Below are 13,236 nucleotides of genomic sequence, written 5' to 3'. Positions count from 1 at the left end.
GCTGCGCCGCTAACGCTCCGTGGAACCGGAGTGTTTGTAGAAACCGCTCATCAGCTCGATGAGCGTGTCACGGTTTTCGCTGCTCGCGCGATTGAGCGCGTGCGTGGGCCCGTGGATCAGCTTGTTGGTGAGCGCCTGCGACAGCGCTTCGAGCACGGCGGCCGGATCGTCGCCGCGCGCGAGCATTTTTTGCGCACGCTCGACTTCGGCACGGCGCAGCACGTCGGCCTGCGTGTGCATATGGCGGATCACCGGCACGATGCTGCGCGCGTCGAGCCACTGCATGAAGTTCTGCACACGCGTTTCGATGATGGCTTCGGCTTGCGCGACCGCGGCCTGACGCGACGCATTGCCTTCGCGGACGATCGCGCCGAGGTCGTCGACGGTGTACAGGAACACGTCTTCAAGCTTGCCGACTTCGGGTTCGATGTCGCGCGGGACCGCCAGATCGACCATGAAAATCGGCCGGTGACGACGCGCTTTCACCGCCCGCTCAACCGCGCCCAGACCGATGATCGGCAAAGTGGACGCCGTGCAGGACACGATGATGTCGAACTCGTGCATGCGGGTGGGCAGTTCCGACAGCGGAATAGCGCGGCCGTTAAAGCGTTCGGCGAGCCGCGTGCCGCGTTCGGCCGTACGGTTCGCGACCACCAGTTCACGCGGCTGCTGCGCGGCGAAGTGCGTGGCGCACAGCTCGATCATTTCGCCCGCGCCGATAAACAGCACGCGCTGGTTCGAGACCTTGTCGAAAATGCGTTGCGCGAGTCGCACAGCGGCCGCGGCCATTGAAACCGACTGCGCGCCGATCTCGGTGGTGCTGCGCACTTCCTTCGCGACGGCGAAGGTGCGCTGGAATAACTGGTTCAGATACGTGCCGAGCGCGCCGGCTTCGGACGCGGTGCGCACTGCGTCCTTCATTTGTCCGACGATTTGCGTCTCGCCCAGCACCATCGAATCGAGACCCGACGCGACGCGGAACGCGTGGCGCACGGCCTCCGACTGCGGCAACGCATAGACGTGCGGCGCGAGTTCGTCGATGGGCAGGTTGTGGTATTTCGACAGCCATTGGATCGCGGCTTCGCGCGCGGCCTGGTCGTCGGTAACGCAATAAAGCTCGGTGCGATTACAGGTGGACAGAATCGCTGCTTCCGGCGCCGTGCGGGCCGTACGGCCGAGCCAGGCGCTCTTGAAGGTGTCCAGTGCAGGCTTGATCTGATCGAGCGGAAACGCCACGCGTTCGCGCAAGGCGACAGGCGCAGTGTGGTGATTGATTCCGATCGTTAGAAGCTGCATTTGGGGGAGCTATGGTTTAGCCCAATATTATAGCGTTTCCAAGATTCTTACATTGGACGCGTGTCAACCCACTTCTACAGCGGCCTCTACGGCAGTCTCCAGCGGGATTGCGTCGAGCTGGTAGCCATACCCGTAAAGCGGCGTCAGACAATAGCCGAGCTCCGGGCGCAACTGCAATTTACTGCGTACGCGCGATGCATGTGTGTCGACCGTCCGTGACTTCAGGTCGCGGCGGCGCGACCAGACGGTTTCGAGAATATGTGCCCGCGACACCGGGCGAGACAGATTGTTGAACAGCAGCAGCGCAAAGCGGAATTCTTTCGGCGTCAGCGTGACTGTTAGATTACGAAATGTGACGGCTAGCGCGGCGGTGTCGAACGCGTAACCGCCGATCACGTCGCGCCGCCGGTTGAGCGGCCGCCGCAGTCCGGCGCGACGCAGTACGGCGTCGACCCGCGCAAGCATTTCGGGGCCGCGAACCGGTTTGCTGAGGCAGTCGTCGGCGCCGGCGTGCAGCGCCGCGACGATCTGGCTTTCGCGCGGCGCGGACATCAGCACGATCACCGGCAGGCCAGGCAGGACAGCGCGGGCGCGCGGAATCACGTCTTCGGCGGAGTGGTCGCCGGCCCAGCTTTCGGTGATGAGGAGATCGAAAAAGTCGTCCGCGGCGCGCTGCAGGAACGGGGCGCTCGCGGTGAAGTGATAGCAGACGTGGCCGCCGGCAAAAATTAGCCGGCCAACCAGTTTGGCGTGCGGCAGATCCGGCTCGATTAGGGCGATTCGCATGGCGCGCTTTCAGCGTGGCAATGACCGAGAACCAGGCATATCCGTAAGGCTTACAGCTTGCCTAACATCACACCGACCCCTAAACTCAACCGCTATGCGGAAAGCGCCGTGCTGAACTTCTATAGTTAATGAGACAAAAATGTTAGCTGTCCTGGTCCCTTGCGCCCATGAGACAAATCTGAAATCGCGCGGGGTCGGCTGCTAATGGGGTGGCCCGGTGTCGTCGTCCTGGGATTGGCGATCGGCCTCGCGGGCTGGTGGCTGCATCCGTTGCGCCGCTCAAGCCGCGCTCGTTGGTGGATGGCGCTGCTGGCCGGGGTGGTAGGCGCCGCAGTCGCGCTCATGGCCGGCAATGTGACCGGTCTCTTTCATGATGGCGACACGCTCGAATGGCCGGTTTGCACCGCCGTTGCGTTGATCGCCGTTGCCGTGACGGTCGGCTCGCTTTCCCGTCGATGAATATTTGCAGGTGACTCTGATGAACGCCCGACTTCCCGAAACATCCTCTATTCCCGAACGGCTCGCCACGTTGCGTGACGCAATGGCGCGCGAAGGCGTTGCCGCTTATCTCGTGCCGTCCGCAGATCCGCATCTCTCCGAATATCTACCGGGGCGCTGGCAGGGCCGGCAATGGCTATCGGGTTTCACCGGTTCGGCGGGCACCCTGATCGTCACGGCGGATTTTGCCGGTGTCTGGACCGATAGTCGCTATTGGGAGCAGGCCAATGCACAACTGGCCGGCACGACCGTTCAGTTGATGAAGATGACCGGCGGCCAGCAGACCGCGCCGCATTTCGAATGGCTCGCGCAGAACGTCACGAGCGGCGGCACGGTCGGAGTGGACGGCGCGGTGCTCGGCGTGGCCGCAGCGCGCTCACTGACTCTGGCGCTCGGCGCGCGTGGCGTGAAGCTGCGCACCGACGTCGACCTGTTCGACACGATCTGGCCGCAGCGTCCGTCGCTGCCGGCCGCCGCCGTGTTCGAACATGCCGCGCCGCATGCCGGTGTCGCTCGTGCTGACAAGCTCGCGCAGATTCGCCGTGCGATGGCGGAGAAGGGCGCGCAGTGGCACTTTATTTCCACGCTCGACGACCTCGCATGGCTGCTGAATCTGCGCGGCGCCGACGTCAGCTACAACCCGGTGTTCGTCGCGCATGCGCTGATCGGCGTGGACCGCGCGTCGCTGTTCGTGTCGGACGGCAAGGTGCCGCAAGCGCTGGCCGACGCGTTGGCGCGCGACGGCATCAGCGTCGAGCCCTATGCGAAGGCGGCCGAAGCGCTGGCAGCGCTGCCAGCCGCCAGCGTGCTGTTGATCGACCCGCGCCGGATTACCTACGGTTCGCTGCAGTCGGTGCCGTCCTCGGTCAAGGTGGTCGAGGCGGTCAACCCGTCCACGTTCTTCAAGTCACGCAAAACAGAAGCTGAAGCCGAGCACGTGCGCGAGACGATGGAGCAGGACGGCGCGGCACTCGCGGAATTCTTCGCGTGGTTGGAAAGCGCGCTGGAGCGCGGTGAGTCCCTCACCGAAATGACCATCGACGAACGTCTGACGGCAGCGCGCGCGCGTCGTCCGGGGTTCGTGTCGCTGAGCTTTGCGACGATCGCGGGCTTCAACGGCAACGGCGCGATGCCGCACTATCGCGCGACCGAGTCTTCGCATGCGGTGATCGAAGGCAACGGGCTGTTGCTGATCGATTCGGGCGCGCAGTATCTGAGCGGCACGACGGACATCACCCGCGTCGTGCCGATCGGCACGCTCAGCGAGGCGCAACGGCGCGATTTCACGATCGTGCTGAAAGGCACGATGGCGTTGTCGCGCGCGCAATTCCCGCGCGGTATTCGTTCGCCGATGCTCGACGCGATCGCCCGTGCGCCGATCTGGGAAGCCGGCGCCGATTACGGCCACGGCACCGGCCATGGCGTGGGCTACTTCCTGAACGTGCACGAAGGCCCGCAAGTGATTTCGCACTACGCGCCGGCTGAACCGTGGACCGCGATGGAAGAGGGCATGATCACCTCGGTCGAGCCGGGCATTTACCGGCCGGGCAAGTGGGGCGTGCGGATCGAAAACCTCGTGCTGAACGTGCCGGCGGAAAAAACCGAGTTCGGCGATTTCCTCAAGTTCGAAACCTTGACGCTGTGCCCGATCGACACGCGCTGCCTCGACCTGTCGCTGCTGCGCGACGACGAACGCGCGTGGCTCAACGCTTATCACGAGACGGTGCGCACGCGTCTGTCGCCGCATGTTTCCGGCGACGCCCTGGCGTGGCTCGACCTGCGCACGCAACCCATCTAAGCGCCGCAGCGAATCGGCGTTCGTACGGAGAAAAAGTGCATGGCGATCAAGGCAGTGGTGTTCGATTTCGGCGGCGTGTTGATCGACTGGAGTCCCGAGTATCTGTATCGCAACCTGATTCCGGACGAAACCGAGCGCCGCTGGTTTCTGACGCATGTCTGTTCGATGGAATGGGTGATTCGACAGGACGGCGGCCAGCCGATCGCTGAGGCCACGGACGAACTGATCGCGAAGTTTCCCGATCATGAGGCGCTGATCCGCGCGTTTTACGAGCGCTGGCATGAGATGGTGGCCGGCGTGCTGGAACAGGGCGTGGCGCTGATGGAAAAGCTCGAAGCTGCCGAGGTGCCATTGTTCGGGCTGACCAACTGGTCGGCGGAGACCTTCCCGTACGCGTGGGAGCATTACCCCGTGCTGCGGCGGTTTCGCGACGTCGTCGTGTCGGGGCGGGTGGGACTCGCGAAACCCGATCCGGCGATCTTCGCAGCCATGCTCGAGCGGATTCATGCGCAGATGCCGGGCATCGAGCCCGGCGAGCTGGTTTTCATCGACGACAATCAGAAGAACGCCGACGCCGCGACGGCGCTCGGCTGGCATGGCGTGCATCACACCAGCGCTGAAGAGACAGAAGCGAGATTGCGCGAACTGGGTTTGCCGGTTTGAGCGTGGTTTCTTTTTAAAGCGGAGTGGGCGTGTTGGTTTCGAGGTAAGCCCAAGTCAGCCCAGCTAAGCCCAAGTAAGCCGTCTCGCCTCCGCTCTACACCGCTCGCTGTTACTGCCCCAGCAGACTCTTCAGCGCATTCCCCAAGCCTTTCACCGTTTCCCCGGCACCTTTCGCCACGCCCTCGACGCTCACCCCCAGCGTCTTCGCAAAGTCCGCGCCGATCCGCTTGACGATGCCTTCCCGCACCGAGAACTTCGGATCGCGCAAATTTCCGTCCAATACGAAATGCAGGGTGATGTCGCCGTTGTGCGATTTGAGCGCGGCAATGGCGGCCTTGGTCGGAATCGACATGAAGGTGTCGAGCGGATCGCCGCTGTCGGCGAGTTGCAGGTTGTGGACCGTCACTGTGCCCGGCGCATGCAACTGATAGTTGCGCACGGTCGAGTCGACTGTCAGATCGACCGTGCCGCCCGTGACCTGTGCTTTCGCGCCGGCCTTTTTCAGCAGGTACGGATCGAGCATGGTGACATCGACGCCGCGTAGCATGCTGGTGGTTTGCGAATCCTTGCTGGCGATCTTGATCCAGCCGTTGAACGACACCGTGCCGGTATGCGCCGGCCCTTTAATCGAACCGGTGAGGTTCAAGTTGGTCGGCTCGGTGAGCGCGGGTAGATGCAAATGATCGACGGTTGCGTTGGCGTTGCTGACCGTCACTTTGAAGGCCGGCGGGCCGACCGTCATGTCGTAGAAGTGGAAGTTGCCCTGTTCGAAACTGATGTGATCGACCAACTTCTCGCGCGGTGTCGCAGGCGCTGCCGCACCGCTGGCCTGATTGTCCGCCTGGTTCACCGATTGCCGCAAATTCGGCAGCAGATCGATCGTGCCGTCTTTCGCGCGCAGCACAGCGATGTCGAAACCGCGCACGACCACGCTGCGCAAATGCATGCGCCGCGCGATCAGATCGCGAATGTCCGGTGTGAGCGTGATTTCGTCCGCTCGGAGCGGGTCGCCAGCGGGCCAGCCGGGCGGTGCCTTGAGAACGACGTTGGTGAGATGAACCGAGGTGAGGCCGACGTCGATACTGTCGGCGCTACCTGAAGGGCCGAGCGCCGCAATCACTCGCGCCTTCACTTCGCGCTGCGCGAATTGCAACGCGCCGATCGCGACGACGATCAGCACCAGCAGCACACCGCCCACGGCAACGATCCAGCGCTTGCCCTTCGACATCGCCATGCTAATTGCCTCCTCGTCACCGCGCGGCGCGGTGTGGCTATGGCCGGCTTTTGAGCGCGTTGGCCTCGCGCTGATCGTGGCACGCAATGCGTGTGCCTTGCGGCCTCGTATTCGACAAAACAACAAGATCAACCGGGCGGTCCATCTGCTCGACGAACCGCCCGCCAACCCAACGCCTTAGCGTGCGATCGGCTTGTAACGCAGACGCCTCGGTCGAGCGGCTTCTTCGCCGAGACGCGCGCGCTTGTCCGCTTCGTATTCCTGGTAGTTACCGTCGAAGAACGTGATTTGCGAATCGCCTTCGAACGCGAGGATGTGCGTCGCGATCCGGTCGAGGAACCAGCGATCGTGCGAGATCACCATCACCGAGCCCGCGAACTCGAGCAACGCGTCTTCCAGCGCGCGCAGCGTTTCGACGTCCAGATCGTTCGACGGCTCGTCCAGCAGCAGCACGTTGCCGCCCGCGATCAGCGTCTTGGCCAGATGCAGACGACCGCGCTCACCGCCCGACAGGTTGCCGACCAGCTTCTGCTGGTCGCCGCCCTTGAAGTTGAAGCGGCCGATATACGCACGCGACGGCGTTTCGTACTTGCCCACCGTCAGCACGTCCGCACCGCCGGCGATTTCGTCGAACACGGTCTTCGAGCCGTCCAGCGCGTCGCGGCTCTGGTCCACGTACGCCAGCTTGACGGTCGGGCCTTGCACGATCTCGCCCGAATCCGGCTGTTCGCGGCCGGTCAGCATGCGGAACAACGTCGACTTACCGGCGCCGTTCGGGCCGATGATGCCGACAATCGCGCCCGCCGGAATCTTGAAGCTGACGTTATCGAGCAGCAGACGATCGCCGTACGACTTGCTGACACCCTTGAACTCGATCACTTCATTGCCGAGGCGATCGCCGACCGGGATGAAGATTTCCGAGGTTTCATTGCGCTTCTGGTAGTCCTGGCTGTTCAGTTCCTCGAAGCGGGCGATACGCGCCTTCGACTTGGCCTGACGGCCCTTCGGGTTCTGACGGACCCACTCCAGTTCCTTCTTGATCGCCTTCTGACGCGCCGATTCCGACGACTCTTCCTGCTTCAGGCGCTCTTCCTTCTGGTCGAGCCAGCTGCTGTAGTTGCCCTTCCACGGAATGCCGTGGCCGCGGTCGAGTTCGAGAATCCACTCGGCGGCGTTATCCAGGAAGTAGCGGTCGTGGGTGACGGCGACGACGGTGCCCGGGAAGCGGGTCAGGAACTGTTCGAGCCAGTCGACCGATTCCGCATCCAGGTGGTTGGTCGGTTCGTCGAGCAGCAGCATGTCCGGCTTTTCGAGCAGCAGCTTGCACAGCGCGACGCGGCGCTTTTCACCGCCCGACAGATGCTCGATTTTGGCGTCCCACGCCGGCAGGCGCAGCGCGTCGGCGGCGATTTCGATCTGCTGTTCGGCGTTGCCGTCCGAGGTAGCGAGGATCGCTTCGTACTTGGCCTGTTCGGCGGCGAGCGCGTCGAAGTCGGCGTCTTCTTCCGCGTAGGCCGCGTAGATTTCGTCGAGCTTCTTCTGCGCGTTGAACACGTCGCCGAGGCCTTCCTCGACGGCTTCACGCACCGTCTTGTTCGGGTCCAGTTGCGGTTCCTGCGGCAGATAGCCGATGTTCAGGTTCGGCATGGGCGTGGCTTCGCCCTCGATGTCCTTATCCACACCGGCCATGATGCGGATCAGCGTCGACTTGCCCGAGCCGTTCAGGCCGAGCAGGCCGATCTTCGCACCGGGGAAAAACGACAGCGAGATGTCCTTCAGGATTTGACGCTTGGGCGGCACGATCTTGCCGACCCGGTTCATGGTAAAGACGTATTGGGCCATTTGTTCGCAATTGACGTTGACGACGCCGGCCGCGGTGGGGCGGGCGGTCGTGGGGTGGATGGGTAATCGGTGTTGTGGCCGGGCAGAGCGCCCGGCACCGGCCGGCGCGGCATCGAGCGCGATGTCAACGCGCGACGCCCCGCGCACGGGCGGGTTCTTCAGGTGGCATTGTACTTCGGCGGATGGGCGGGACGGCAGGGGCTGTCCGTTAGGCTAGGGGCGCTTCGGACGCTCAGAGCCAGTCGGCCACGCCGCCGTGCCGCGAACAGGTACCGCTGCGATGCCGGCTGAAACTGTAAGTGCCGTCGCGGCAACGTGCGCTCGCGCCTTCGGGCGCCTTGCCGGACAGTGAGCGAGCCGGCGCGTGGACGGTGTTGCCGTCGCGATTCGTGTAGGTGTTGTGGTTGCTGAGGTTCGCTTCGTCCGGCGTTGTGCCGGGCGGCACATACGCGAACGCGGACGACATACTGAGCAGCAGCGCCGTGGCGACGGCCGCGCCACGGCGAAGGATCTGATTGAAGGCGGTGCCTTGCATGGTCTCTCAAGTCGTTGTTATGCCGGTCGCGCCTGAGTGCGCGACCGTGCTTGCGGCAAACCGAAGCTCGCTCAGTTCGCGCGCCGTCCCGTCGCCGGATCGAAGAAGTGCAGGTGCTGCGCGGGTAGCGCCACTTGCAGCGCTTCGCCCGCCCCGGGCCGATGCGTATGCGGCAAGCGCACCGTCACGTCGTGCTTGCCCCAACGGCCGTGCGCGAGATTGTCCGCGCCGAGCAGTTCGCAGGAGTCGACCGTGAGCGTGGCGTGCGCGGCATTCGCGGCGCCCGGCGTCATGTGCTCCGGCCGGATGCCCAGCGTCCATTCACGTCCCGCCGCGACTTCGCGGCCGATCGACGGCACGTCCGTCAGCGGCAGCTTCGGGCCGTTGCCGGCCACTTCGAAACTCGAACCGTCGTCCGAGATCCGGCCGTCCAGCAGATTCATCCCCGGCGAACCGATAAAGCTCGCGACGAACACCGTGGCCGGCCGCTCGTAGACTTCGGTCGGCGCGCCGATCTGCTCGGCGTGGCCCTTGTTCATCACGATCACGCGTTGCGCCAGCGTCATCGCTTCGATCTGATCGTGCGTCACGTACAGGCTGGTGGTGGCGAGGCGCGCATGCAGACGCTGGATTTCGAGCCGCATCTGCACGCGCAAACGGGCGTCGAGATTCGACAACGGTTCGTCGAACAGAAACACGGCAGGTTCGCGCACGATCGCGCGGCCCATCGCCACCCGTTGACGCTGGCCGCCCGACAGTTCGCGCGGCTTGCGTTGCAGCAAGGGTTCAAGTTCGAGAATCTGCGCGGCGGCCTGCACGCGCTTCGCGATCTGCGCCCGCTCGACGCCCGCGATCTTCAGCGCGTAGCCCATGTTTTCGGCCACGCTCATATGCGGGTACAGCGCGTAGTTCTGGAACACCATCGCGATGTTGCGGTCTTTCGGCTCCAACTTGTTGACGACCTTGCCGGCGATCGAAATGCTGCCCTCGGAGATGCCTTCCAGTCCCGCGACCATCCGCAGCAAGGTGGATTTGCCGCAGCCGGACGGGCCGACCATCACGACGAATTCGCCGTCGGCGACGTCGACGTCGATGCCGTGCAGCACGAACTGTTTGCCGTCGTAGGTTTTTTTAACGCCTTGCAGAGTCAGTGCAGCCATGCCGTTTTAACCTTTCGTTGCTTGCCGCGCAGCGCGCGGCGTTGTCTCGGTGTTGTGCTGGTGTTGCCGATCGCCATGCCGGCAGTCGTGCGGCTCACTTCTCCGTATCCACGAGCCCACGCACGAACCAGCGCTGCATCGTCAGCACGACCGCGAGCGGCGGCAGGATCGCGAGCAGCGTCGCGGTCATCACGAGATGCCATTCGGTCGCGGTGTCGCCGGACGCGATCATGCTCTTGATGCCGACCACCGCAGTAGTCAGCGATTGCTGGCTGGAGATCAGGATCGGCCACAGATACTGATTCCAGCCGTAAATGAAGGTGATCACGAAGAGCGCCGCCATGTTCGTCTTCGACAGCGGCAATACCACGTCCCAGAAGAAACGCATGGCGCCCGCACCGTCGATGCGCGCCGCTTCCATCAACTCGTCCGGCAGCGTCATGAAGAACTGGCGGAACAGGAACGTCGCGGTGGCCGACGCGATCAGCGGCAGCGTCAAGCCGCTATACGTGTTGCCCAGATGCATGGACGTGACGACCTGCACGGTCGGGAAGATCCGCACTTCGACCGGCAGCATCAGCGTGATGAAGATCAGCCAGAACGCGAGATTGCGGAACGGAAAGCGGAAGAACACGATCGCGTACGCGGAGATCATTGACACGGAGATCTTGCCGATCGCAATTGCCAGCGCCATCACGAGGCTGTTCAGCAGCATGCGGCCGAACGGCGCAGCGGCGTTGCCGCTGCCCTGCGACCAGACGGTCGCGATGTTCTCGAACAGATGGGTGCTCGGCACCAGCGAGAGCGGCACGCTGAACACTTCGTGTTCGCTCATGGTCGCCGCGCAGAACGCGACGTACACCGGAAACACCACCAGCACGACGCCCACAAGCAGCACCGCATGGCAGAAGAGGTCGAAACCGCGGCGGTTCTCGATCATGAGTATTGAACCTTGCGTTCGATAAAGCGGAATTGCACGACCGTCAGCGCGACGACGATCACCATCAGGATCACCGATTGCGCGCCGGAACTGCCGATGTCGAGTCCCTGGAAGCCTTCGGCGAAGATCTTGTAGATCAGCGTGCGGGTGGCTTGCGCGGGGCCGCCGCCAGTGGCCGCGTCGATCACCGGGAAGGTGTCGAAGAACGCATAGGTGATGTTGATCACCAGCAGGAAGAAGCTGGTCGGCGACAGCAGCGGCAACGCAATGCCGAAGAAGCGTCGCACCGGACCGGCGCCGTCGATCGCCGCCGCTTCGATCAGCGAACGCGGAATCGCCTGCAAGCCGGCGTAGAAGAACAGGAAGTTATAGCTGACCTGCTGCCAGACGGAGGCCAGCACGACCAGGAACATCGCCTGGCCCGCGTTCAACGCGTGATTCCAGACAATGCCGTATTTAGCGAGCGCGTAAGTGACGAGGCCGATGCTCGGATTGAACAGGAACGACCACAGCACGGCGGCGATCGCGGGCGCGACCGCATACGGCCAGATCAGCAGTGTTCGGTAGACCTTCGCGCCGCGCACCACGCGATCCGCGCAGACCGCCAGCAGCAGCGAGATCACCAGCCCCGACACGGTGACGAGTGCGCAAAAAATCAGCGTCGTATAGAACGACGACAGATAGAGCGGATCGGCGAATAGTTGCTTGAAGTTCGCGAGCCCGACGAATTCGCTCGACGTGCCGAACGCGTCCTGACTCTGCGTGGACTGCCACAGCGCCTCGCCGGCCGGCCACAAAAAGAACAGCAGCGTGATCGCGAGTTGCGGTGCGACGAGCAGGTAGGGCAGCAGGCTGGTGCCGAAGCTGGAGCGCTTTTCCATCGAATCTTCCCAAGGTTCCGCAGTGACTGCGAGTTCCGGCGCGGTCGTACCGGAACCCGGCTCGCGCGCGCTACGTAGCGCGCGCGAACCCGTTGCTCACTTAGTTGCCGGCTTTCTCGAAGCGGCGCAGCAGGTCATCGCCACGCGAGACGGACGAGTCGAGCGCCTGTTGCGGCGTCTTCTTGTCCGCCCAGACCTGTTCGAGTTCTTCGTCGATCACGGTGCGGATCTGCGGCATGTTGCCCAGGCGCAGGCCCTTCGTGTACGGCAGCGGCGGCTTGTTGAGCATCTGCTTGATCGCGGTGTCGCTGCCCGGGTTCTTCTCGTAGAAGCCTTGTTGCTGCGTCAACTGATACGCGGCGGTGGTCACCGGCAGGTAGCCGGTATCCTGGTGCCACTTCGCGGCAACCGGCGCCGACGACAGGTACGCGAGGAACTTCGCCACGCCCTTGTACGTTGCCGGATCCTTGCCCGACAACACCCACAGGCTCGCTCCGCCGATGATCGCATTCTGCGGCGCGCCCTTCACGCTCGCGTCGTACGGCATCATGCCGGTGCCGAAATTGAACTTCGCGTACTTTTTGATGGTGGCGAGCGACCCCGACGAATTCGTGATGATCCCGCAGTCGCCGCTATAGAACTTCGACACCGGTTCGTCCTTGCGGCCGACATAGGTGAAGGTGCCTTCCTTCTGCATGTTCTGCAGGAACTGGATGTGCGCGACCTGCAGCGGCTTGTTGAATTCGAGCTGCGCATCCGCGCCGTCGAAGCCGTTGTTCTTCGACGCGAACGGCACGCCGTGCCACGCGCTGTAGTTCTCGAGCTGAATCCAGCTCTGCCAGCCCGACGAGTAACCGCACGCCATGCCCGACGCTTTCAGCTTCTGCGCGTCGGTTTGCAGTTCGGCCCAGGTTTTCGGCGGCTGGTTCGGATCGAGGCCGGCTTTCTTGAAGGCGTCCTTGTTGTAGTACAGCACCGGCGTCGAGCTGTTGAACGGCATCGAGATCAGCTCGCCGGTCTTCGCGTCGCTGTAATAGCTGGCGATGGTCGGCACGAAGGCCTTCACGTCGAGCGGCACGCCGGCCTGCTTGAACACGTCCGAGACCGGGATCACGGCCTTCTTGGCCTGCATCATCGTGGCGGTGCCGACTTCGTAGACCTGCAGGATCGCGGGCGCGTTGCCGGCGCGATACGCGGCGATACCGGCGGCGAGCGTCTGGTCGTAGGAGCCTTTGAACACCGGCACGATCTTGTAGTCGCTTTGCGACGCGTTGAAGGCGTTGGCGATATCGTTCAGACGTTCGCCCAACGCGGCTTCCATGCCGTGCCAGAACTGGATTTCAGTCGCGGCCTGGGCCGCCTGGCTGACGCCGACGCTCAACACGGCGGCTACGGAAAGCGTACGGAACAGCGGCTTGAAACTCATCGATGTGTCTCCTGTCGACCCGAGTTGGCGCTCTAGCGCTTACTCGGGTCCCATGCAAGATCCTTGCGGATCGGATCGGGCGCGATTGCGAATCGCGCGATTCTAGTTGTGTTCGATGACAGTCCGGCGTCGATGGCCGGGCGGCGTGGCGCGCTTTGGGCGGGCGCCGACAGCGGC

The 13,236-nt window shown here is 63.6% G+C and carries 13 protein-coding genes; 4 read left to right on the top strand and 9 right to left on the bottom strand.

The annotated features are described in order from the left end of the window. Positions 1-9 precede the first annotated feature (9 nt). Together hemA and HWY05_RS34390 are read right to left on the bottom strand one after the other, a co-directional pair. Complete coding sequence (gene hemA, locus HWY05_RS34395) at positions 10-1,296, bottom strand: glutamyl-tRNA reductase (protein ID WP_035554976.1); 1,287 nt, start codon at positions 1,294-1,296, stop codon at positions 10-12. 63 nt (positions 1,297-1,359) lie between these two features. Then, on the bottom strand, positions 1,360-2,082 hold the full coding sequence (locus tag HWY05_RS34390; protein WP_176061148.1) for a response regulator transcription factor: 723 nt from the start codon (positions 2,080-2,082) through the stop codon (positions 1,360-1,362). A gap of 204 nt (positions 2,083-2,286) precedes the next feature. Between HWY05_RS34390 and HWY05_RS34385 the strand changes: the two genes are divergently transcribed. From HWY05_RS34385 to HWY05_RS34375, 3 genes are read left to right on the top strand one after another with little or no spacing between them, the layout of a single operon-like run. Further along, positions 2,287-2,541, top strand: coding sequence for a hypothetical protein (locus HWY05_RS34385; protein WP_035554981.1), 255 nt, complete (start codon positions 2,287-2,289; stop codon positions 2,539-2,541). A gap of 19 nt (positions 2,542-2,560) precedes the next feature. Continuing rightward, complete coding sequence (locus HWY05_RS34380; RefSeq protein ID WP_176061147.1) at positions 2,561-4,378, top strand: aminopeptidase P family protein; 1,818 nt, start codon at positions 2,561-2,563, stop codon at positions 4,376-4,378. A gap of 39 nt (positions 4,379-4,417) precedes the next feature. Continuing rightward, positions 4,418-5,041: an HAD family phosphatase gene (locus HWY05_RS34375; RefSeq protein WP_176061146.1), complete on the top strand. Its 624-nt coding sequence runs from the start codon at positions 4,418-4,420 to the stop codon at positions 5,039-5,041. 109 nt (positions 5,042-5,150) lie between these two features. Here the strand turns inward: HWY05_RS34375 and HWY05_RS34370 are convergent, their stop codons facing one another. Then, the gene (locus tag HWY05_RS34370; RefSeq protein ID WP_176061145.1) at positions 5,151-6,275 is read right to left on the bottom strand and encodes a DUF748 domain-containing protein; all 1,125 of its coding nucleotides are present in this window, start codon (positions 6,273-6,275) and stop codon (positions 5,151-5,153) included. Between HWY05_RS34370 and HWY05_RS34365 the strand changes: the two genes are divergently transcribed. Continuing rightward, positions 6,256-6,456 carry a hypothetical protein gene (locus tag HWY05_RS34365; RefSeq protein ID WP_176061144.1) on the top strand — a complete coding sequence of 67 codons (201 nt, stop codon included), beginning with the start codon at positions 6,256-6,258 and terminating at the stop codon, positions 6,454-6,456. The genes HWY05_RS34370 and HWY05_RS34365 overlap by 20 nt on opposite strands. Here the strand turns inward: HWY05_RS34365 and ettA are convergent. From ettA to ugpB, 6 genes are all read right to left on the bottom strand, one after another. After that, a complete protein-coding gene (ettA, locus tag HWY05_RS34360; RefSeq protein WP_035554993.1) occupies positions 6,453-8,117 on the bottom strand; it encodes an energy-dependent translational throttle protein EttA in 1,665 nt (554 codons plus the stop codon). The genes HWY05_RS34365 and ettA overlap by 4 nt on opposite strands. 232 nt (positions 8,118-8,349) lie before the next feature. Beyond that, positions 8,350-8,652, bottom strand: a complete 303-nt coding sequence (locus tag HWY05_RS34355) for a DUF3761 domain-containing protein (RefSeq protein WP_176061143.1) — start codon at positions 8,650-8,652, stop codon at positions 8,350-8,352. 71 nt (positions 8,653-8,723) lie between these two features. After that, positions 8,724-9,812: a sn-glycerol-3-phosphate import ATP-binding protein UgpC gene (locus HWY05_RS34350; protein ID WP_035554999.1), complete on the bottom strand. Its 1,089-nt coding sequence runs from the start codon at positions 9,810-9,812 to the stop codon at positions 8,724-8,726. Between the two features lie 94 nt (positions 9,813-9,906). Next, positions 9,907-10,752, bottom strand: a complete 846-nt coding sequence (ugpE, locus tag HWY05_RS34345; RefSeq protein ID WP_035555002.1) for a sn-glycerol-3-phosphate ABC transporter permease UgpE — start codon at positions 10,750-10,752, stop codon at positions 9,907-9,909. Next, on the bottom strand, positions 10,749-11,633 hold the full coding sequence (gene ugpA / locus HWY05_RS34340) for a sn-glycerol-3-phosphate ABC transporter permease UgpA (RefSeq protein ID WP_035555005.1): 885 nt from the start codon (positions 11,631-11,633) through the stop codon (positions 10,749-10,751). The genes ugpE and ugpA overlap by 4 nt, the downstream gene beginning before the upstream one ends. A 100-nt stretch (positions 11,634-11,733) precedes the next feature. Then, the gene (gene ugpB / locus HWY05_RS34335) at positions 11,734-13,059 is read right to left on the bottom strand and encodes a sn-glycerol-3-phosphate ABC transporter substrate-binding protein UgpB (RefSeq protein ID WP_035555007.1); all 1,326 of its coding nucleotides are present in this window, start codon (positions 13,057-13,059) and stop codon (positions 11,734-11,736) included. Between the last annotated feature and the right edge of the window lie 177 nt (positions 13,060-13,236).

This window comes from Paraburkholderia sp. BCC1876, assembly GCF_902833695.1.
Lineage (GTDB): Bacteria > Pseudomonadota > Gammaproteobacteria > Burkholderiales > Burkholderiaceae > Paraburkholderia.
This window is presented reverse-complemented; position numbering and strand designations above follow the sequence as displayed.